The organism is Arthrobacter sp. 10L424 (genome assembly GCF_056395325.1).
Window position 1 is genome coordinate 1 of the sequence record NZ_JBFTJH010000016.1, and the last position, 21926, is coordinate 21926.

10 protein-coding genes are annotated in these 21926 nt (G+C 69.5%); all 10 read right to left on the reverse strand.

What is annotated here, in order from left to right; genetic code table 11:
• Nucleotides 1-356: 356 nt before the first annotated feature.
• Complete coding sequence (locus AC1DC5_RS18745; protein WP_476866159.1) at nucleotides 357-4802, reverse strand: FtsK/SpoIIIE domain-containing protein; 4446 nt, start codon at nucleotides 4800-4802, stop codon at nucleotides 357-359.
• Nucleotides 4799-5539 carry a hypothetical protein gene (locus AC1DC5_RS18750; protein WP_476866160.1) on the reverse strand — a complete coding sequence of 247 codons (741 nt, stop codon included), beginning with the start codon at nucleotides 5537-5539 and terminating at the stop codon, nucleotides 4799-4801. Before AC1DC5_RS18750 ends, AC1DC5_RS18745 begins: the two co-directional genes overlap by 4 nt.
• A 33-nt stretch (nucleotides 5540-5572) precedes the next feature.
• Complete coding sequence (locus tag AC1DC5_RS18755) at nucleotides 5573-7267, reverse strand: serine/threonine-protein kinase (RefSeq protein WP_476866161.1); 1695 nt, start codon at nucleotides 7265-7267, stop codon at nucleotides 5573-5575.
• A complete protein-coding gene (locus AC1DC5_RS18760; protein WP_476866162.1) occupies nucleotides 7264-9144 on the reverse strand; it encodes an FHA domain-containing protein in 1881 nt (626 codons plus the stop codon). Before AC1DC5_RS18760 ends, AC1DC5_RS18755 begins: the two co-directional genes overlap by 4 nt.
• A complete protein-coding gene (locus AC1DC5_RS18765) occupies nucleotides 9131-10174 on the reverse strand; it encodes a PP2C family protein-serine/threonine phosphatase (RefSeq protein ID WP_476866163.1) in 1044 nt (347 codons plus the stop codon). The genes AC1DC5_RS18760 and AC1DC5_RS18765 overlap by 14 nt, the downstream gene beginning before the upstream one ends.
• The gene (locus AC1DC5_RS18770; protein ID WP_476866164.1) at nucleotides 10171-11676 is read right to left on the reverse strand and encodes an RDD family protein; all 1506 of its coding nucleotides are present in this window, start codon (nucleotides 11674-11676) and stop codon (nucleotides 10171-10173) included. The genes AC1DC5_RS18765 and AC1DC5_RS18770 overlap by 4 nt, the downstream gene beginning before the upstream one ends.
• Nucleotides 11673-14225, reverse strand: coding sequence for a transglutaminase-like domain-containing protein (locus AC1DC5_RS18775; protein WP_476866165.1), 2553 nt, complete (start codon nucleotides 14223-14225; stop codon nucleotides 11673-11675). The genes AC1DC5_RS18770 and AC1DC5_RS18775 overlap by 4 nt, the downstream gene beginning before the upstream one ends.
• On the reverse strand, nucleotides 14222-15553 hold the full coding sequence (locus AC1DC5_RS18780; protein ID WP_476866166.1) for a DUF58 domain-containing protein: 1332 nt from the start codon (nucleotides 15551-15553) through the stop codon (nucleotides 14222-14224). Before AC1DC5_RS18780 ends, AC1DC5_RS18775 begins: the two co-directional genes overlap by 4 nt.
• Nucleotides 15554-15643: 90 nt before the next feature.
• A complete protein-coding gene (locus tag AC1DC5_RS18785; RefSeq protein ID WP_476866167.1) occupies nucleotides 15644-16618 on the reverse strand; it encodes an AAA family ATPase in 975 nt (324 codons plus the stop codon).
• Between the two features lie 91 nt (nucleotides 16619-16709).
• Nucleotides 16710-21926: Ig-like domain-containing protein (locus AC1DC5_RS18790; RefSeq protein WP_476866168.1), on the reverse strand; the 5217-nt coding region annotated here is incomplete at its 5' end.

A 21926-nucleotide genomic window follows, 5' to 3' on the forward strand; every position in this document is an offset into this window, starting at 1 on the left:
CGGAACTTGTCGGCGTCCGGGCCCTTCCAGTCGGTGCCCTCGAGCACCTTGGTCAGCAGCGACCTCTGCTTGTCGATCTCGGACGAACCGGCCTGCAGCTTGGTCCCAAGAGTCTTGAGCTGAGCAATGTCTGCGCCCCAAATAGCCATGCGTTATCTCTCCTAAATTCAATGAAACGGACCCGAATTCTGTCGGCGTCCCCCAAAGGCCCCCGGCTGTTCCGGAAGTCCATTGCCTAAAAGCTACCCTGCCCGCCGAAATCGTGTCGATGGGCAGCCCTCCCCATCCCCCGATGCCCTGTCAGTTGTTGTCCCTATCCGTGCCCGGAAGCAACCACAACTGACAGCGCAACGGATCTAGTTCCGGTTCTCGGGCGGCAGCGCGACCTGGAGCTTGCGGACCTTGCCGCGGCCCACGATGTAGCCGCGGCCCGGGATGAAGTCCGTGCTGATCCGGCCCAGCGAGGTGCTGAGGAGGCTGTCGCCGTCGATGTCGCCCGGGTTGAGCAGCAGGCCGCGGCGGCCGGACTTGAACGGCTGGGCCAGCGACCACGCCGAGGACCAGGTGGAGGTTTCGGATTCGCCCACCACCCACTGTTCGGCCTTGACCGAGGCCGTCACGAGCCGTTCGATCCCGGATTCCGCGCCCGTGTCGGTGAAGTCGGTCAGCCCCTCGATGAAGATCGCCAGCTTGCCCGGCGTGCCGGTGGAGTAGTCCACCAGCTCGTCGAGGGCCTCCTCGACGTCGTCGGCGCCCACCACGGAGCGGTCCCAGAGCTTCAGGGACGCGGCGGCGGAGCGCCGGGAGCCGACGTAGATCAGTTCGACGCCGGGGTTGGAGCGGCGCAGCGCGTAGGCCAGGGTCACCAGCGCCACGGTGCGGCCGGAGCCGGGAGGGCCGGCCAGCAGCAGCGGTCCCTTGGCCAGGATCTCGGCCGGCTGGAGCGTCTCGTCGTCGACGCCGATCACCGGCAGGTCCGGGCTTCCGGCGGGCAGGATCTCGAGGTCCACCTGGTCCGGCAGGCGTTCGATCTGCGGGGCGCGTTCCACGCCCTGGCGCAGCATCGCCTCGCTGAGCTTGTGCACCTCGCGGGCCTGCACGGCCAGGTTGGAGTTGCCGCCGAGCACCGCGAGCTGCACCTCGAGGTTGCCCAGGAGTCCGCGGCCCGGAGGCGAGGCCTGGCCCAGGACATCCTTGGGCACGTCCATGGACAGGTAGTCGTCCTCCGAAGAGAGGCGCAGCACCAGCCGGCGCTGGATCGAGGCCAGCAGCGACGCCGGCACCGAGTTGGGCCGGTCCCCGCTGACCACGAGGTGGATGCCCAGCGGGCGGCCGTCGGTGGCGAGCTGCAGGAAGATGTCCCACAGCGCCGAGAGCTTGCTGTATTCGTAGGCCTCGCGGAAGGAGGACATGCCGTCCACCAGCACGAAGATCCGCTTTTCGTCCGGCTGGTTCGCCAGCTTCCGGTATTCCACGATGGTCGACGCGCGGACTTCCGAATAGCGGGCCGCGCGGTCGTCCGCGAGGTCCCGGAGCCAGCGCAGCAGCCGGCCGACGCGTTCGACGTCGTCGCCGTTGATGATCTCGCCGACGTGCGGCAGCTCGTCGAGCATCTTGAGCCCCGAGGAGCCGCAGTCTATGCCGTAGACGTTGACCGGCCCGCCGCGCGGGGTGACCGCGGCAGCGATGGCGATGCTGCGCAGGGCCGCGGACTTGCCGGAGCCGCCGGTGCCGTAGATGGCCATGTTGCCGTCCTGGTCCGGCTCGTAGAAGACGGTGGGCTGGTCCTGGTGTGCGGGGTCGTCCGCCACGCCGAGGAGCAGCCTCTCGTCGGTGCGGGGGTTCGGCAGCTTGGAGAAGTCGTAGGTGGTGGCGAGTTCGTCCAGCCACGGTTTGCGCGGCGGCTCGATGGAGAGCACGTCGGCGGCCTGGATGATGTTGGCGGTCATCCGGGCGATGTCGTTCGGGCCGGCGGCTTCTTCCTTGACCGGGCTCTCGGGAGCCGGGGCGGCCCAGGCCGGTCCGGAGCCGAAGGCCATCTCGACGATCTCGATCTGCGGCCGCTGCGGCTTCTCCGTGGTCCAGCCGCCGGCGTAGCCGGTCTGGAAGCCCTGGATCCGGCCGGGGCCGGTTTTGGCGGCGCCGCGGCCGGGGATGGACGGGTCGAAGTACGCCGCGGTGGGCACGCCGAGGATGTCGACGGCGTCGTCCTCGTCGGCCATCCGCAGCGCCACCCGCAGGTTGGTGTTGGCGCGCAGGCTTTCCTTGATGACGCCGGCCGGGCGCTGGGTGGCCAGGATCAGGTGCAGGCCCAGGGACCGGCCGCGGGCGGCGACGTCCACCACACCGTCGACGAACTCCGGCACCTCGGTGGCCAGGGCCGCGAACTCGTCCACGATGATGATCAGGTACGGCGGCGCGTCCGGGTCCGCTTCGCGCTGGAGTTCCAGCAGGTCCTTGGCCTTCTTCCGGTTCAGCAGCCGTTCCCGGTGGTGCAGCTCGGCCCGCAGCGAGGTCAGCGCGCGGCGCACCAGGTGCGGGGAGAGGTCGGTGACCAGGCCCACGGTGTGCGGCAGGTGCAGGCAGTCCGCGAACGCGGCGCCGCCCTTGTAGTCCACGAACAGGAAACTCACCCGGTCCGGGCTGTAGGCCGCGGCCATGCCCATCACCCAGGACTGCAGGAACTCGGACTTGCCGGCGCCGGTTGTGCCGCCGACGAGGGCGTGCGGGCCCTCGTTCTTGAGGTCGAGGTAGAGCGGTTCGATGCCCTTGGAGCCCACCAGGGCCCGGAGGGTGCCGTTGTCCTTGCGGTTGGGCACGGCGGAGGCCCGGACCGAGTTGTTTTCGGTCCAGCGTTCGGCGACGGCCGCCGGGTTGTCGAGGAAATCCTTGCCGATCAGGGTCGCGTAAGAGACGGCGCGCGGCAGGTCGGAATCATCCTCCAGTGGCTTTCCGACGTCGACTACCGGCGTGAGCATCCGGGCCAGCTGGGCGGCGAGGCCGGCGTCGAGGCTTTCGCAGCTCACCGGGAAGGTGTGCCGGCCGAGCCGGACCTGGCCGGTGGTGGTGCCGTGGTCGCCGTCGACCGCCATGAAGTCCCGGCACGCGGCCGGAAGCTGCTGCACCGAGGACGCCACCCACATCACGTGCACTCCGGAGTCGGGGCCGCGCTCGAGGACCCGGGTGAGCCGGCCGCGGTCCACCGGTGCGTCGTCCTCGACGACCACCAGCACGGTGGGCACCAGCGGTTCCGCCAGGTCCGTAACGAGCGGGTCGACGCCGGGCCGCGGGGCCGGGCGCGGAGTCTGCGACGCGGCCTCGCGCTGGTCGATCAGGTCTTCCAGCCGGGAGAGCAGGGCTGAGCCGCCCGCGGGGCCGGCGGCGAGGTGGTCGCCGCTGAGCGGGCTGTGGCCGGAGCCGACGTGCGGGAGCCACTGCAGCCATTCCCAGCGTTCCTTCGACTGCGCCGAGGTGATGGCGGCCAGGACCACTTCGGCCGGCGAGTGCAGGCCGACGAGCTGCAGGACCATGCCGCGGGCCACATCGTCGACGAGGCCGCGGGATCCCGCCAGGCCGAAGGAGCCGGCGGAGCGCAGTTGCGAGACGACCGGCACGCCTTCGATGTCCCGGAACTGCGCCATGCACTCCTGGATTTCGGCCATGTACTCGGCTTCGGTGTCGTTGCTGTTGGGTTCCTCGAACTGGATCCGCGACGGCGCGGTGCCCAGGCCGAAGCGCAGGCCCAGGAATCCGGTGTGCTCGGGCCGGTGGGTCCAGAGCAGCGGGCCGAGTTTGTAGATCGAGTCCACGGTGTCGCTGACGGAGGGTGCTTCCTGCAGTCGGACCGAGCGTTCCACGTTCTGCAGCCGGGTGATGTCCGCCCGGAAGGCGGCCATGGACTCGCGGAACTGCTTGAGCTGTTCCTTGCGCTCCCGCTTGGCCTGCAGCTTCTGGTCCACGTAATGGCCCACGATGAACAGCGGCATCATCAGCATAAAGACGACCGAGAGCACGTTCTGCGTGACGGCGAACAGGATGCCGCCCATCATCAGCGGCGCGAGCAGCATGATGTACGGGAAGGCGTGGTGCTCCTGGCGCTTGGGCCCGGCGGGGAGCATCCGTTTCTGCTGCTCGAAGCGCGGCACCACACGCGGCGAGCGGTTGAAGTCGATCAGCGGGGAGGTCGGGGCGGAACTGTGCCCGGTGCCCAGCGACACCACCGAAACGGTCGTGTCGCCCAGGGCCACGCTGTCCGATGAGTTCAGCGTGGCGCGGGTGACGGGCAGCCCGTCCATCAGCAGCCCGTTGGCCGAGTTCGTGTCCACGATCTCGACCGTCTCGCCGACCGTGATGCGGGCGTGCCGCTTGGACGTGAGCGGGTCCGTGAGCCGGATGTCGGCGTCGCGGCCCCGGCCGATGTAGCTGGTGCCCGACGGCAACGAGAATTCGCGTCCGACGTCGGGCCCGGACAGCACCCGCAGCGTCGCCGCCGCCGGCCCCCGGTTCGCACCGGGCGTCCCGAACTGCTCACTGAGCTGGGTCAGCGAGACGATGGAGCCCGGCCGGAGCCCGGATTCGAGCAGGTTATCCTTGCGGTCCAGGACGCTGCCCTTCATGCCGCCCGCGGCGAAGGCCTCCTCGATGCTGAGGGAGAGGTTCGACGGCGGCGGGGTCCCCCGCCGTGCCGGGTCGGCGGCCCAGAGCTGGGTGGCGATGTCCGCCACTGTGGCGAGCCCGTCCACGGTGACGGCAAGGTCTTTGGCCTCAGCCGGGTCGCGGCGCAGTGTCAGTCGGATTCTCATGCTTCGTTGGTCTTTCCCGTGCCGGGTTCTTGGGGCGGTTGCTTGTCTCTGCTGTGCTCTTCGAGCAGGTACAGGTCAGCCGGCGTCACCAGGTGTGAGGTGACGGCATGCTCCACGAGCCGCGCGCGGCGGTTGGTGGCGAGTTTTCCGCCGCCGCCGCGCAGGCCGGCGACACCCACCCTGTCCAGTTTGTCGCACACGTTGTCGAGCTTTCGGTTGAAGCGGGTCAGTGCCCAGCCCAGGGTCTTGGCGGCGTCGGCGGAGGACGGAATGGCGCTGAAGCCGGTCCCCTCGCGGCGCAGCACGGGCTCGGCGAGGGCCACGATCAGGGCCTTCTGCGAGTCGGTGAATATCACCGGGCCGATCGTGGTGTCACCGCCGCTGTCCTCCTCGCGCGATTCCTGCCGGAACGCCGGGGTGCGGAGGTGCACGGCGAACTCGTAGGTGGTGGGGCCGGCGGTGAAGATGACGTTCGTGTGGCTGAAGACCAGCGGAATCCGCGCCCCGGGCGAGAGCCAGGCCTGCATCCCGCCGGAGGCGTCGGCGATGGTCGCCGAGAGCATGCTGCCGACGTTGCTGAGCCACCAGATGCCGTCGTAGCGGGCGATCTGCAGGAACTGCCGGTGCAGGTACGGGTTGTCGTCCACCTCGAGGTCGCCTTCGCGGCCGATGCTGAAGATGTCCTCGTCCGAGGGCTCATGCCACTCGCCGCAGAAATCTATTGCCAGATCCCCCATGTGCCGTGCCTTTCTGGAAACTCGTTGGTGGTGCTACTTAGGAACGCAGGCGATGGAATCCGGGCCAAGCGGCGAGGAGGCACCGTCACTGCGGACGATCATCACCTGGATGCAGCTGGGTTCGGCCGGGTTCGCCGCCATTTCGGCGGCCGGCCCGGCACTGGCCTGGTACTGCCCGTCACCCTTGAGCGTGTGGACCCGCCACTTGTAGCTGTCCCCCGGTTTCGGCTGCGGGTTAGTCCAGGTGAAACTGACTTTCCCGGCCGGCCCTGCCACGCCGGCCAGCCCGGTGACGTCCGGCACGGTGCCGTTGTCCAGCGCGTCCGCCGGCGGTTTGCTGACCTGGTCTGTCGCTTTCGGCGCCGGTTCCGGCCGGTTGGTGGCCGCCACGATCCCCAGGACGACGGCGGCCACCAGGACGGTGCCGCCGACGATCGAGAGCAGCAGGTTCCTGCGGCCGTGGCCGGCCGGGGGCTCCCCCGCGCCGTCGGACCCGCCGATGTCCCCCGTGTGCGAGGACGCGACAGCGGTGCTGGAGCGGTTGACCGTGGCGGCGACGTCGTCGTCGTCGGCACCGGCAGCAGCCCCGGGTCCGGTTCCGGGCCTGTCAAAGCCCGGCATCGCCGGCGGCCGCGGGACTGTCCCCTGAGTGAAGCCGGCATTGTTGAAGGCGGCGTTGTTGAAGCCCGCTCTGTTGAACGTGGTGGCGTTGTCGGCCGTAGGGCCGGTGTCCCCGGCGGGGAACCTTGCCGGGAAGGTGGGCGAGCTGCCGGTGGCGTCGGGATCAATCGAGGCGACGCTGCGGACGCGGGTTTCCTCGAAGCCTTCGTCGGGGTGGGTTTCCTCGGCACGCGGCTCCTCCAGGACCTCGAAGGGGGTCACGGAGAGGTTCAGTTCGGCCTGGATCCGCTGCAGGGCCAGGGCGAAGGCGTGGGCCGAGGAGTAGCGGGAGGACGCGGACTTGGCCATCGCCGTCGAGAGCGCCAGTTCCAGGGATTCCGGCACGTCGGCGCGGCCCAGCTTCGGCACGGGCAGGTTGGTGATGCGGGAGATCAGCTCGCGCTGGGAGTTGTCCGCCCCCGGCAGCACAAACGGGGACCGGCCGGCCAGCAGGGTGTAGAGCGTGGCGCCGAGGGCCCACACGTCCACCAGGACGCCGTCCACCTGGTGGCCGGTGAACTGCTCCGGCGGGGACCAAGGGATGGACATGCCCGCGTCCTCGTCGGCGTCACCGGCGAGGGTGCCGGAGATGCCGAAGTCTGTCAGGGCGGGCCGGTTGTAGTCAGTGACCAGGATGTTGGCGGGCTTGATATCGCGGTGCGCGATCCCGGCCCGGTGGGCGGTCTCGACGGCGGATGCCACCTGGATGCCGACGGCGAGGACCTCGTCCACGCTGAAGCGCTGCCGCCGGTACCGGACGTCGAGGCTGGGCCGGGAGCAGTACTCCATGGCCAGGTAGGAATGCCCGGAGTCGGTGATCTCGGCTTCGAAGATGGTCACGATGTACGGGTGCGAGGACAACTGCGCCATCAGGTTCGCTTCGGATTCGAAGCGGCGCCGCGCGCCCTCGGTCTTGAGGTCCGAAAGCAGCACCTTGACCGCCACCTTGCGGCGCGGCCTGTCCTGCTCGTAGAGGTACACGTCGGAGAACCCGCCGGAGCCGAGCAGGCTGATGTAGGTGAAGCCCGGAATGATCGGCGGCGGGGCTATGGGCCGTTTTGAACTCATGGGATCTCCTCAAAGCGCAGCGAGATGCCGTCGCCGACTTCGGCGATGTCGCCGTCGAGCAGGATGGCCATCTCGCCCTGGGCCAGCCGCCGGGGAGGCTGTCCCTCACGGACCAGGACGGTGCCGTTGGTCGCCTTGAGATCGCACAACATAACGTGCCAGCCCTCGAGCCGGACCTCCACGTGCGAGCGGGAGATGTCGCCGCTGGGGCTCGCCACCTGGATCAGCTTCGGCATCACGGCGCCCTGGACGCGCGACACCGAGGGCTGGCGTCCCACGACGAGTGACTGGTCGAGGTCGATCAGCTCGCCAGTGGACAGGCGCATCCGGCCCAGCCGCGGGCGCCGGACCTGGACGCCGTCGCCGGGGAGCGGGTCTCCGCAACGGCCGCAGTGGGAATAGGTGGAGGGGTTCGCGTGTCCCTGCGGGCAGACCCGTGCCAGCACCAGGGGCCCGGTGGACGGTCCTGTGTCCTGTCCTGTGGACGAGCGCTGGGCAGCGGGCCGTTGCCCGGCCCCGGCGAGGTCGCCCTTCATGATCGTCTGGCCGTCGTGGTCCGCATCGGCGCCGGGCTGCGCGGCTGGCCATTGCTGGCTCGGCGCTGCGTGCTGGTCGGGTGCGTGGGGGGCGGGTGGTTGCGGGGCCGTTGGCGGCAGCGGTGCGGCCGGCACAGGGGACGGCGCCGACGCCTGGGATGCCGACGACGCCGACGACGGCCGGTCGCCGCCCGTGTTCCAGGGCACCGAATCAATCAGCCCCGCGGGAACCGCCGGCCGCGGTGCCGCAGGCGGTTCCGACGCGGCGGCCGGAGCGGCTTGGGCTGCTGCCTCGTCGGGCGCTCCCCCGCTAAACGCAGCGGGCTCGGGCGCAGGCCCGGCGCTGGCGGACTCGACGGCGGTGGACTCGTCTTGGGCGGTATCGTCTTTGGCCGGCCCGCCTTGGGCGGACTCGACAGCTGGTTCGGAATCGGCGTCGGGGTCCTCGCGGACGGCGGCGTCTTCTATGCTTCGCATCACCGTCTGTTCCCAGAGGTGGTCGTAGCTGCTGGTCAGCTCTTGCTCGGCCGGTTCGGGTACGGGCACCGGTTCCGGTTCCGGTTCAAGTGCCGGTTCCAGTTCCGGCTCCTGTTCAAGTGCCGGTTCCGGTTCCGGTTCTCCGTGCAGGGTTCCGTCGCGCTCGGAGTCCTCGCCAGAGAACTCCAGCACGGTCTCCGCGGAGGCGCCGTGCTCGCTCAGCCCGGCAGCAATGTCGGCCTCGGCCGCTGCCAGGACTTCGTCTTCAACCGCTGCTTCGGCGGCCGGTGCCGGATTCACGGCAGAGAGATCCACGGCTGCCAGATCGGCCGCCACGGCTGCAGTTGTGGCCGCGGCAGGGACCGCCGGGGCGTCCTCCGGCCCGGCGGCGCCGTTGAAGTTCACGCGCAGCCCCTGCAGAAGGACCACACCGTCAGCCACAGGCAGGTCCACAGCGAGGTCGGCTGCCCCGGCGGCCGTAGCACCGGGAACCGTCAGGCTGAATCCGGCGGCTTGTGCGAAGCGCCGCTCCGTCCATGTGGTGACATCGCGGCCGCTGAGTTCCACCGGCCCGGCCGGCAGGTCCACGGTCAGGTCGATCTCGCCGCGCAGGAACACCTGGATGGACCCGCTGCCGGCCACGATCGCGAACCACGGCAGCCGGGCGAGCGAACCGCCCGAGGCCGACGTCACGGCGTCGAGCACCTCATGCACTTCGGGGCCGGCGGCGAGGAGGTCCCACAGCGATTCAACCAGGGCGGGCGCGCTGTCCGGGCGCAGCAGCACCACGGTGCCGGAGCGCACCACACCGAGCCAGCTGCCGGGCGTGTAGCGCGCGGCAGCGGCGGGGTTACTGCTTGCCATCGTTCGGATCCTTGCCGTGGTTTTCAGCAGAGTGTTCTTCAGCTGCCGGCGCTTCAGCCGCTGAGCCGCCTCCAGCCCCGGATGCCACTTCCCCGTTGGGGGCGAGGTCCAGGGCGTCGGTCCGGGGCAGGGTGTCCTCGTCCTCTGCCGCGGCGGCGCTGCGCGGCGCAGTCTGGGCGGCGCCGTCGTAGTCGCTGGTTACGTTGGTGGCGTCCAGCACGATGCAGGTGACGTTGTCACGGCCGCCGCTGCGCAGGGCCGCCTGGATGAGTTCATCCACGGCCGCCTGCGGGTCCGCGTGGGAGCGCAGGATGTTGGAGATGTGCTGGTCGTCGAGTTCGCCGTTGAGGCCGTCGGAACAGACCAGGATCCGGTCGCCTTCCTCCATGGGCAGCAACCAGTAGTCGGCCTCCGTCTCGTCCCCTGTGCCGAGGGCGCGGGTGACGACGTGCCGGCGCGGGTGCACGGCGGCCTGGGCCAGGGTGATCTGCCCGGCATCCACCAGCTCCTGGACCTCGGAGTGGTCCACGCTGACCTGGCTGAGCTTGCCCTGGCTGAGCCGGTAGGTCCGGGAGTCGCCGATATTGAGGACCAGCCAGTACGGCGCACCCATCTGCTCCACCACCACGACGCCGGAGAGCGTGGTCCCGGCGCGGGAGCCCGTGGCCTCGCGGATGCCCTCGTCCGCCATCAGCAGATACTCCTGCACGACGCCGGCCGTGGCGTTCCGCTCTCCGCTCGCCAACTGCGGTATCCGGGAGAGTGTGCGCACGCAGATGCCGCTGGCGATCTCGCCGGCCTCATGCCCGCCCATGCCGTCGGCGACGGCAAAGACGGGATCGGAGGCAATGAACGAGTCCTCGTTCATTTCGCGGCGGAGGCCACGGTCGGTGCCGTAGCCGCAACTGAGCCGGAGGCTGGAGGAACTGCTGCCGGTACTGCTGGAACTGCCTGAAGGACTGCCCAGGGACGGCACGGGGGCCGTGTCGGAGTTGGCTGGGGAGGGCTCGGCGGCCGGCTGGGAGTTCATGCCTGTCCTAGGTAGAAGGAGCGGTCACCGAAGTGCACGGTGGAACCTGGGCGGACGTGGGTGGGCTCCCCCGCCGCGAGGGCGGTACGGATACCGTCCGGGGTGGTCACGGCGCTGCCGTTGGTGGAGTTGCGGTCCGTCACCCAGACTCCCCCGTTTCCGGCAAGCAGATGGAGATGGGTCTTGGAAATCGAGCGGCCCGGGTCGGTAACCGGGATCAGCTGCACGGAGTCCTCGCCCTGGTGTCCGGCAGGGTTCCGGCCGATCAGCACGGTGCGGTCCAGCTCGATGTCGCGGCCGTCGTCGAGCCGGATCCGGAGCATGGCCACGGTGACCGGGGCATCTGTGTCGCCGCGGACCTGGGTGCGGTCGTGGTCGTCATCGGGATGCGCGCCCGGCTGAGGCATCGCGGACGCTGCGAGAGGCGCGAACGACGCCGCATACGGAACCGGCTGCTGGACTACCGGCTCCTGGACTGCCGGCTCCTGGACTGGCGGCTGCTGCGCAACACCGGACGGCCGCACGGAGTCGGTCTGCTGAAGAACGGCAGACTGCCGGCCGGAGGCAGGGGCGGACAGGACGGCGGCGGGAGGCTGCCATTGGTTGGGGTTGAGCACTGCCGGGACTCCCGCTGCGGCAGCGGCCAGCGGCGAGGCGACCTGCTGGACCGGAGGGAGGTCCAGCGGCGCGAAGCTGTAGGGGCCCGCGATGCCGCCGGTCGTGATGGGATTGCGTCCGGACTTCACGTCGAACATGAGGGTCTTGGCGGCCGTATCGTGCCAGCCGCGGAGCTGTCCGTTGCGGTCCCAGGAACTGGACAGCACCACGAGGACAGCCCAGGCGGCCCCCAGGAACTGCAGCGGTCCCAGCACCAGCAGGGCCACACCGAACCATTGGAATATCACCACGGCCGCGGCGGCCAGCACGGCCAGCAGCATTCCCGCGCCGGTGATGAGGCCGCGGAGGAACACCGCGCCCCCGCCCGGAGCGAAGCCGTCGGCATCCGTGCTGCGGATGCCCATCAGGCGGTTGCCGAGGGTCGCTCCGGTTCGGCCTTCGAGCACGGCCAGGACCATCACGTAGACCAGCGTGAGGCCCGCACCAATCCCGCCGAACAGCACCAGGGATGAGGTGTCATACACGATGAAGCCGCCGCTTTGGCTCCGGGTGATGCCGGCGAATCCTACCGCCAGCAGGATGGTCAGGACGGTGACGGGCGGAAGCCAGTCGAGCACGGCAGCTCCCAACCGTTTCCCGGCAGTTGCCGGAACCACCTCGAGCTTGCTCGGCATGGAAGGACCTCCCCCTTGTCCGCGGCCCGGAGCCGGGCCCAGCGTTACGGGGATACTACCGGGGATCGGCTGGGGCTGGAGAACATCCCGGACGTTGCGGGCGTTCCGCGCGGAGCGGTTGCTCAGCGGCGTGCCGCAGGACGTGCAGAAGGCAGCCCCAGGGCGGAGCGGCTGCTGGCAGCGCGGGCAGGACTCGGCGTCGTCGGTCATGGCTCGTTGCGGTTCTTCCTGGCGGTCTGGCTGGACTCGGTGGCGGCACCGGCAGCACCGTCACGGTGGGCTGCGGCGGCCGGATCGGATTCCACTGTACCTGCGGGCAATTCTGATCCCGCACGCGCGCCGCGCTTGCCGCCCGGCAGACGGGGCTTCAGGCCCCGAAGTGTGAGCGCGGCCCGGCCGTCGGCCAGCAGGGAGCGCGGCGAGAACCGGGCCCTCTGCCGTCCCCAGAACCCGAGGGTCCCGGTGAGCTCCTTCAGCGAGCCGTCCACGATGTCCCAGTACTCGCGGACCTGGTCCTCGCTCGGCTGTCCGGCACCGAAGATCGCGGCGTCGGCCCGGTTCGCGAGCAGCGTGGTGGTCCCGCCGGCGGCCGGGAAGGCGTCGGCGAGGACGACGGCGGACTCGCGCCGGGTGGCGCGGGCGTCCACGCCGGCGCCCAGGTCTGTCGCGAGGCTGACAATTTCGTTCCAGCCGCCGCCGACGCGTTGCGCCGGGGGTCCGTCACTGAAACGGAACTTCCGCCGTCGGGACTTGAGCAGGGCAATCAGCAGCAGCGGCACCGCCAGGATCCCGACCGGGATCAGCGCGATGCCGATCGCCGTGAGCAGCGGGCCCCAGAACAGCCAGGGGTTGTTCTTCTTCTCGTCGGCGTCCAGCGCATCCGGCGAGGAGTCTGGCGGAAGGTCGGCAGGCTCCTGCGGCGGGGGCGGCGGCTGCAGCACCTGCGGCTTGGGCTTGGACTTGTTCTCCGGATCCGGCGGGATCGGCACATTGTCCTTCGGCGGCGTGGGATCGAAGGACACCCAGCCCACCCGGTCGAAGGCGACTTCCACCCAGGCGTGGACGTCCTTGCCGGTGATCTTCACTTCGCCCGCGCCGTTTTCCGGGCTCTTGGGATCCGGGTAGAACCCCATCACCACGCGGGAGGGGATGCCGAGGTGGCGCAGCATGAGCGACATCGCGACGGCGTACTGTTCGTCGTCGCCGAGCATCTGTTTGGCGGTGAGCAAGCTCCGGACGCGGTTGGCCCCGTGCCCGGAGACGCTGGGCAGCTGGCCGTCGGCGATCAGGCCGTTGCTGAAGGCGCCCTTCTTCTGGAAGTGCGCCTCGATCTGGCGGACCCGGTCGATGGCGGTGGGTGCATCGGCGGCGAGGTCGTTCGCCTGGGAGCCGACCACCGGAGGCACCTCGGCGGGAGCGGGCAGGGACAGCTTGGCGAAGTCGTACTGGGTCAGCTGCCCGTGCTCCAGGGTGGCGGGATCGGCAACCTGGACCTGGTAGGCATCGCCCTTGGCAAGGCCCCTGGTGGTCACGGCCGTGTCCGTCCCGGCGTTGAAGTACAGTCCCGAGGCGGCACCCGAGCCGTCCCGGGCAAAGCTGATCCCCGTGGTTTTCCGGCCGCCGGGCAGGAAGTAGCCCTGGTAGTCCTCGATGGTGATGTCCAGCGTGTAGTTGTTGCTGGGCACAATCCCGGTGGAGTCGGCCAGGGTGTTGAGGGACTTGGCGTCGCCCACCTTACTGAAGCTGCCGGAGCCGTTCGGGTCCATGTTGTAGTTGGTGCCGTTGTAGGAATCCAGCGCGGCGAGCCGCACCCGGGCGTCCTTGGGGAGGCCCTTGACGACGAAGAGGTCGTCGTCCTTCTTGTCCTTCACGAAGTTCCGGAAGCTCGCCAGCGGCGTCACGTAGTCCTTAGGGTCGAACGGCGGGACGATCGTGTTGCGGAGCACGCGGCGGTCGTCACTGGCGGTGACCAGCGGGGACGCGATGGCGGTGATCCCGACGGCGGCGGCGATCACCGCGGCGGCGGTTCCCAGCCGGCGCAGCTTTGCCGCGCGGGCGGTGGCCTCGTCCGTCTCCAGCCGGTTGACGGAGACCTTCCGGGTGTTGCTGCGGCGGAGCGCATCGCGGCGGAAGGTTGCCCACGCGATGGCGACCACGGTGAGGGAGATGCCGCGTTCCACCGTGAGGAACCCTGCGTTCGTGCTGAAGGCGATGCCGGTGACGAACAGCACCAGCACCGGCAGCAGCGGCCAGTACGGGCTCTTGAGCCGCCAGATCAGCAGCCCGGCAGCCAGTGCGGTGAGGAGCGAGCTCAGGAACGGCACAATCAGGGTGCCGCCGGCGGTGCCCACCGGCACACCGACAGTGAGCATGTCCTTCCAGGCGAACACGACGCCGAGCAGCAGGGTGCGCAGCGAATCGAGGGTGGGCAGCACCCCGGCAAAGGAGGCCTCCGGAACTGCCAGGGCCGTGCCGAAGACGAGGTAAGCGCCGAGCGTCAGCGCCGCGGTGATCAGAAGCCCCAGCCGGAAGTGCACCGTGGCCGCCGCGAGGGCCAGGCCCAGCACGATGCCGCCAAAGCCCGCGATGAGGTAGTACGGGTCGCCGCCGAAACTGAGGCTGAAGCCGAGGACGCCGAGGCCGAGCAGGACGGTGAGCGCGCCGGCGTCGAGCGCGAGGTGCCAGGCTGGCTGGCCGTCGGCAAAGCCGGAACGCTTGGCCGCGTTGTTGCGGGGGCGGAGCGGGGGTGCGGTGCTCATGCTGCCGCCTTCCTCAGCACGATGGCCAGGTCAGAGAGGTCGCCGAGGGTCAGGACGGTCAGGTCGCCGATGTTGGCCCGGGCCGGCACGGCGCCGAGCTGGAGCCGGACGGCGAGGCTGCGGACGCCCATCGGCACCGAAGCCGAGGCGGAGCGCAGCTGGGTGGGGGTGACGTTGCTGCCCACAACCAGGAACACCACGGAGGCGTTGGGGACGGTGTCCGCCAGGCTCCGGGCAAGGTCGACGGCGGTTTTGCGCTGGGGTGCGCCGACAATCCGCGTCATGTCATCGAGCATGTTGCGGCCGGTTTCGCAGCGCAGCGGACCTTTTTGGGTGAGCACATCGAGGTCGCGCTGTTCGCGGATGGCCTGCCGTCCGATCGAGGCGGCGGCGGAGATGGCCAGCTCGAACTCCTCGTCGGAGGCGTACTCGTCCGTGTTGATGGACAGCGAGATGGCGAGGTGCGCGCGGCGGGTTTCCTCGAACTGGCGGACCATGAGCTTGTTGGTGCGGGCCGTGGTCTTCCAGTGGATGTGTCTGCGGTCATCGCCCGGCACATAGTCGCGCAGCGCGTGGAAGGAGACGTCGGCGCTGGACAGGTCCGTGGTGGGCATTCCCTCGAGGTCGCGGATGAAGCCTGCGGCCGAGCCGGCCAGCGCCGTGGTTTTCGGGTGCACGAACAGGTCTTCGGGTTCGGTCCAGAGCACCTGGCGGCGCAGCAGGTGCAGCGGGTCGGCCCGGACTGAACGCACCGGGCCCACCACGATCACGGCGCGGCGCGCGGTGGGGATTGTAAAGAGGTCCTCATGGACCTGCCCGGGTTTCATCCGGGGCAGGTGGAACACGGCGGTGGCGGCTCCGACCGGGAGTTCCAGGTCAGCGGGCAGCAGCGGCCGGGCGGCGGTGTTGGAGACCGCGATGCTGCCGACGGCGCTGTCCCCCACGGCGACCCGGGTGCGGGCCAGGTCCAGGACGACGCCGTAGGAGGAGCGGCCCAGGATAAAGCCGACGGCGAGCACGAACAGGACAAACGCTGCGATTGCCGCCGCTTTGGCTTCCTGCCAGCCGAACGCCTGGCCGACGGTCCACAGCAGGATCGAGGCCGCCAGCACGGACCAGCCCAGGACGCTCACCACTGACAGGACCGGCCACACGAAGCGGAGCCAGAGCGCCCTTACGGCACGCCAGGCCGGGGCGAGGACCAGGCCCGCGGTGCTTCCTGCCTCGGTCCAGAGGGAGGCCGGATGCAGGCGCGTGGGCCTGCCGTCCCGGTGGAAGGGCCGTTGCAGGCGTTCAGCAAGCCGGGTCAGCGGAGTGCTGGAGGACATATGGGTGCCTTTGTTCGTGCTGGGTGGGTGCCGGTGGTGGCGGCGATGCCGCCGGGCGGTGCAGCCTGCCGGTGCTGTTGGGCTGTGTTCCTAGGACACGGAGGCGCGCTGCTGCGGTGCGGCAACTTCGGCCAGCACCCGCTTCAGCACGGCCTCTGCGGTGGCACCGGAGAATTCGGCTTCCGGGTCCATCACCAGGCGGTGGGTCCAGACGACGGCGGCCAGGTCCTTGACGTCGTCCGGGAGCACGAAGTTGCGGCCCTGGCTGGCGGCCCAGACCTTGGCGGCCCGGACCATGGCGAGGGCGCCGCGGACGGAGACGCCAAGGCGGGTCTCCGGCGCGGTGCGGGTCTCCTCGCAGAGCCGGGAGATGTATTCCAGCACGGCGGTGTCCACGTGGGTGGTGGCGGCCAGGTCGGCCATGTCGGCGATCGCCTGGGTGGTGATGACCGCGGTGATTTCCTTGGAGCGGTCCTTGAGGTTGGCGCCGCCGAGCAGCTGGACCGTGGAGGCGTGGTCCGGGTAGCCGATGGAGGTCTTGATCAGGAAGCGGTCCAACTGGGCCTCGGGCAGCCGGTAGGTGCCGGCCTGCTCGATCGGGTTCTGGGTGGCCATCACCATGAACGGGCGGCCGGCCTCGTAGGTGGTGCCGTCCACCGTGACGCGGGATTCCTCCATGACTTCGAGCAGTGCCGACTGGGTCTTGGGCGAGGCTCGGTTGATTTCATCGGCGAGGACGATGTTGTTGAAGATGGGGCCCTTGTGGAACTCGAACTTCTGCGTCTTCTGGTCATAGATGGTCACGCCGGTGACGTCCGAGGGCAGCAGGTCCGGGGTGAACTGGATGCGGTTGTTGGAGCCCTGGACGGTGGCCGCGAGGGCGCGCGCCAGCGAGGTCTTTCCGGTGCCCGGCGCATCCTCGAAGAGGACATGTCCCTCGGCCAGCATCGCGGTGAAGGTCAGGCGGATGACGTGGGACTTGCCCAGCACGGCCTGGCCGACGTTGGCGACGAGCTTCTCGAAAGTGCCGGCAAACCATTCGGCCTGTTCGGTGGTCATGGTCATGGGTTGGTCCTCTTCTGTTCTTGGTGAAAATGCTTGGTGTCCCGCCGGCGGGGATTTCCGCTGAGTCCGGCGGCCAGTTTAGTGGCCGGCATCAGCAGCCGCCGGGTTTCGGACCGAAGAGATCCACCGTGGTGGACTTGACGAACCAGTCCGGGTGGCTGCCCTCGGTCACGCGGTACCACGGCGTCCCATTGCCGTAGATGTCCTTGGTGCAGTTGACGTTGAGCCGGCCCTCGGAGTTCTTGACCCAGCCGGCGCCACACGATGGGCCGCTCGGACTGTAGGTGTCCGTCTGGCCGGGTTTGCCGGGGCACGTACTGTTGTGCGCCTGGATCTGGGACAGCGGCGGCGTCGGGTCCTTGCCGCTCGTGGCGTTGGCCGAGTCCGCCGCACCGCAGACCACGGTGCACGCCCGGACGTCGAGGTTCTTGGCGGAACTCCAGGCGTTCGTGTCGCGGTCATAGCGGTTTGCCAGGCCAACGCTGGTCCAGCCGCCGCCTTCGTAACGGACCTCGAACTTCTGGAGCGGCCGGCCGCCGTCGTTGGACGGGTTGGTCCACGTCCAGTGCACCTGCTGCGTGCTGGAACCCTGGGCCGAGAGCACGGGGGCGTTCGGCGGCCCGTACGGGTTGCCGGCACCGATCGCCTTCGCGTCCCCGGCCACGTTGTTCTTGGTGGAGGTGGCGATGATGTTGACGGTGACGTTCTGGCCGTTGGGCTGTCCGGTGATGGTGCCGCCGCCGGCGTTAATCGGTCCGGACCCGTACGCCGTGGACCAGCGGTAGCTGATCTCCGTGTCCTGGGAACCGTTCCGCTGGGTCTGGTTCAAGGGGGTGAAGGTCACGGTCAGCTGTCCGCTGTTCCCGGGCGCCGCAACGGTCCCGCTGCTGACGGTGCCGGGCTTGCCGGCCGCCCGGATCCGCCCGGACTGCGGACTCGTTCCGGAAGTTCCGGCCTTGTTGGTGGCGGCCACCGTGAAGGTGTAGTCCGCCTCCGAGTTGTCCACCGTGACGTTTTGCGAGTTGCCGGAGACCTGCTGGCTTCCCACGGCGGCTCCCCCGCGCAGCGTGGTCAGCGTGTAGGAGGAGACGGCGTCGCCGTTGTTGTTCGGCACCGCCCAGGTCACCTTGAGCTGGCTCTGCGTGCCCACGGAACTGGCCTGGCTGGCGCTCGGTGCCGCCGGAGTGACGGGCACACCGGCAGGAGTCTCGGCGGCGGAGTAGGCGCTCCATTCGGAGGGCTCCTTGGCGTCGTTGCGGGCCAGGACCCGGACTTTATAGGCCACGCCGTTCTTGAGGCCCTTCCACACGTAGCTCGGAGAGGTGAGGTTCTGGATCTGGGCGTTCTGCCCGGCGGGAGCCGGGGAAATCTCCAGGTCGTAGCTCTTCACCGGGGAGCCCTTGGACGCCGGGGCCGCCCATGTCACCGTGAGCTGCTTGTCGCCGAACTTCAGGGCGGGCGCGGCCGGTGTGTCAGGCTTGACGTCCGGGCGCACCTCGGCCGACGCCGGGGACCGCTCGGATTCGCCAAGGGCGTTGCTGGCGGTGACCTGGAAGTGGTACTTGGTGTTGTTGGCCAGCCCGGTGAGGGTGCAGGAGTTGGCCGGGCAGTCCTGCCGGTAGCCGCTCTCGCCGTAGACCGTGTACTTGGTGATCGCCGAGCCGCGGTCCGCCGGTGCCGTCCAGTTCAGCAGGGCGGTGCGGTCCCCCACGCTCGCGGCCTGCGGAGTGGTGGGCGCCAGGGGCTTGTCCTTGACGGTCAGCCGGATCCTGGCTGTCGCGTAGCGCGACACGTCACCGGTCTTGTCGGCCACCGTGTAGGACACGATCATGGTTCCTGAGAACCCCTGGGCCGGGGTCACCGTCACGGCGTCCCCGGTGGCTGCAGCGGAGCCCTGGCCGGTCTCGGTCACGGCGGATACGATCTTCAGCGCCGTTTCCGGGAACGGGTTGGCGTCGTTGTCCAGCACCCGCACGGTGACGGGCTTGCCGGCCGCGGCGTTGGGCTCCAGATCGTCGTTGGCCACCGGTTTGGGCCGGTTGGAGGCCGTAACGGTCAGCTGGTACGTGGCGGTGGCTTCCAGCCCGCGGGGGTCCTTGGCCTTGACCTGGACCGCCCCGCCCGCTCCGGCGTCGGTGCCGTCCTTGGCCGAGGCCTTCAGGGTCTTGCCGTCGATGCTGGCGTCGAAACCTGCCGGGACGGCGCCCACCAGTTCGTACTTCATTTGGTCCACGTCGCCGTCGTCGGGGTCTGTGGTCAGCCTGGACAGGTCGGTGGTGGTGGAGTCCGCCTTGGGCACGTCAACCTGGCTGCCCAGCAGCACGGGCGGGTTGTTCCGGTTGGGGTCCGGGAGCACCTTGGTGCGGATACTCAGGGTCGCTTTCAGCCCGGCGGGGTCGTCCGGTCCGGAGCCGTCGGTGACCTCGAAGCTGAGCGAGCCGGGGCCCACGTAGTCCTGGCCGGCCGTGTACTTCAGGGCGGTGCCGTTGTTGGCCACGGGGTCGGAGCCGTCGGCGCCGATCAGCTTGATCCGGTCCGTCTGGGTCAGCCGCGGCGAGCGTCCCTCGCGGACTTTGACCCATTCCTTGAGGTCGACGGTGACGGGCTGCCCTGCGACGAGTTCGATCACCTCGTCTTTGGCCAGGGTGGGGACCTGTTGGCCCACTCCGGGCACCCAGATGATGGCGGTGGATTTCTGGCCGTCCACGTCTTCCACGGTGTACGGGATGAGCTGGGGCTGCTCGGTCAGTTCCACCACCATGTTGCCCTCGGTGCCGGGCCGGGCGGTGGTGGCGTCGGTGGCGATCTTGAGGTTCTCGCCGACGCCGTCGGGGTCTTCGTCGTTCTTGAGGACGGGGACGTCGACGGCGGTTTTGCCGAGCGTCTGGGCGGAGGTCACCCTGTCGTCCCGGGCGATGGGGGCCTGCAGCGGCACGTCTTTTTGCACCTTGACGGCGATGGCGGCCTGCGCCGTGGCGCCGCGGTCGTCCGCGACGGTGTAGCGCACGTTGACGGTGCCCTCCTCGCCGGGGGCCAGCAGGAGAATGCGGGAGCTCTGCTTGCTGACGGTGGCCTGCAGTTCCGGGGCGGCTTCGATGCCGTCGCTGACAATCCGGATCGGGTCGCCGTCGGGGTCGGTGTCGTTGCCGGCGGCGTCGACGGCGATCTGGCGGCCCGGGCGGACCTTGACCTCGTCGTCCACCGGGGTGGGCTTCTGGTTCGTGTCCCCGCGCGGTGCGATGCCAACAGTGACGGTTCCGGTGTTGACGGCGCCCTGCCGGTCCACCACTTTGTAGCGGAACGTGTCCGTGCCGGCGCCGTCGCCGGCGGCCGTGAAGTCGATGAAGTTGCTGCCCACGGTGGCGGTGCCCATCGCCGGGGTGCTGTCGATCCCGGTCAGCTGGACGGAGTCGCCGTCGGGGTCGATCCCGTCAAGCTCCACCGGAATCCGCACCGACCCGGCTGCCACCACGCGGGCGGTGAGGTTCTTGGGCTGCGGGCGGGAGTTTTCCGCGCCTTCCAGGGGCAGGATGTGGATGGTGACGGCCGCGGCGCTCTTCTGGCCCTGCGGGTCCACGGCGTTGTAGATGGCGCGGACTGTTTTGGGCTCCGCGCCGGCGATGAAGCGGAGGGTGTTTTCGGAGACGAAGCTTTTCCCGTCCGTATCGGGGACGGGCTGCGGCAGGACGGGGTCCAGGGTGAGCTTCTCGCCCTGGGGGTGGGTGTCGTTGGCCAGCACCGGGATGGTGACGACGTCGTTGACCCGCACGTTCACTTCGTCAGGTTTGGGCTGCGGGGCCTCGACGACGGCGGGCGCCGGAACGGGGACCACGGAGACGCTGCCGGTGGCTGACTGGGTGCCGTTGGACATGGTGTAGCGGAAGGTGAACGGGTCCTTGGTGCCGACGACGTCGGTGATCCGCAGGACGCTGTGGTCGATCACGCTGACCGATGCCGTGGCGTTCTCCGGCAGCTGGACCGATTGCAGCACCAGCACGCCACCGGACGGGTCCGAGTCGTTGGCCAGCGGATCCAGGAGCACGCTTCCGCCGACGGGCATCAGGGCGACGTCGTGCACGGCGACGGGGTTGCCGGCGTCCTTGCCGGATTCGACGTCCACACGGATCAGGCCCTGGCTGCTTTGCGGGCCGTTGCTGGCGATGTACGTCAGGTAGATGGGGCCGGGGGTGCTGCTGCGGAAGGTGAAGGTTCCGCCGTCGGTCACGGGACCAAGTTCTGCGGTGCCGGCGCCTTCCACCTGGGCGAGGCGCAGCGCGCCGCCGTTGGGGTCGACGTCGTTCTTGAGCGGCGCGATCACGAGGTCCTGGCCGACGACGGCGGTGACGTGGTCGGCGTTGACCACCGGCTGCAGTGCGCCCGGCGGCTGGACGTTGACCACCACCTTGCCGGTGGTGGTGGCGCGGCCGTCCCAGACAGTCACTGTGACGGATTTCTTGCCGGGGGCGGCGCCGGAGTCCTGGTACGTGAGCAGGCCGTCGCGGCGGACCTTGACCTGGTCCTGTTCGTTGTCGGCCTTGGCGTCCATCAGGACGAGGTCGTCGCCGTCGGGGTCGGTCCAGTCGGTGAGGATGTTCTGGCTGACGGTTTTGCCCTGCTCCACGAGCATGGTGGTGGGGTCGCCGCGCTTGAACAGCGGCGGTTTGTTCTCGTCCGGGCCGACGACGTTCAGCGTGATGCTGCCCGCGGCGGACAGGCCCCGGCCGTCGGCGGCGTTGTAGGCAAAGGTTTCGGTCCCGGGCTTCGCGTCCGGGGGGACGGTGATCTGGAAGGCGGTGCCGCCGTAGATGTTCTCGAGGCTGCCGGCGGCGGGGCCGTTGTCGCCGACGGAGGCCGTGAGGACGTCGCCGTCGGGGTCCGAGTCGTTGTCGAGCACGGAAAGGATGGTGGTGCGGCCGGGGCGCACGCCGACGGCGTCCGGCTTGGTTTCCGGGGGCCGGTTGGGTTTGGTGCGGTCCGGCAGGATGTTGACGGTGTTGTTGTCCGCCGATTCCTGGTCCTGGTCATTGGACTGGTTCTTGGGCGGGACCACGTCGTCCCAGTTGTTGACCAGCTGCATGTTCTGGTTCACCAGCCACACGTTCCCGGAATTCACATCGTTCAGGACCACCAGGCCCCGGTTCACCCGGAACACATACGACGGCGACGCGCTGGCCTTCGGCACATCCACGGTCTTGTCATTGGCATCATCCGCGCAGTCCCGGACATACTTGTTCGCCCCCGACCACGCAGCATGCACACACCCGCCCAGCTGCACCGGAGCCGCCGGCACCCCCTGCCCGCCAAACGT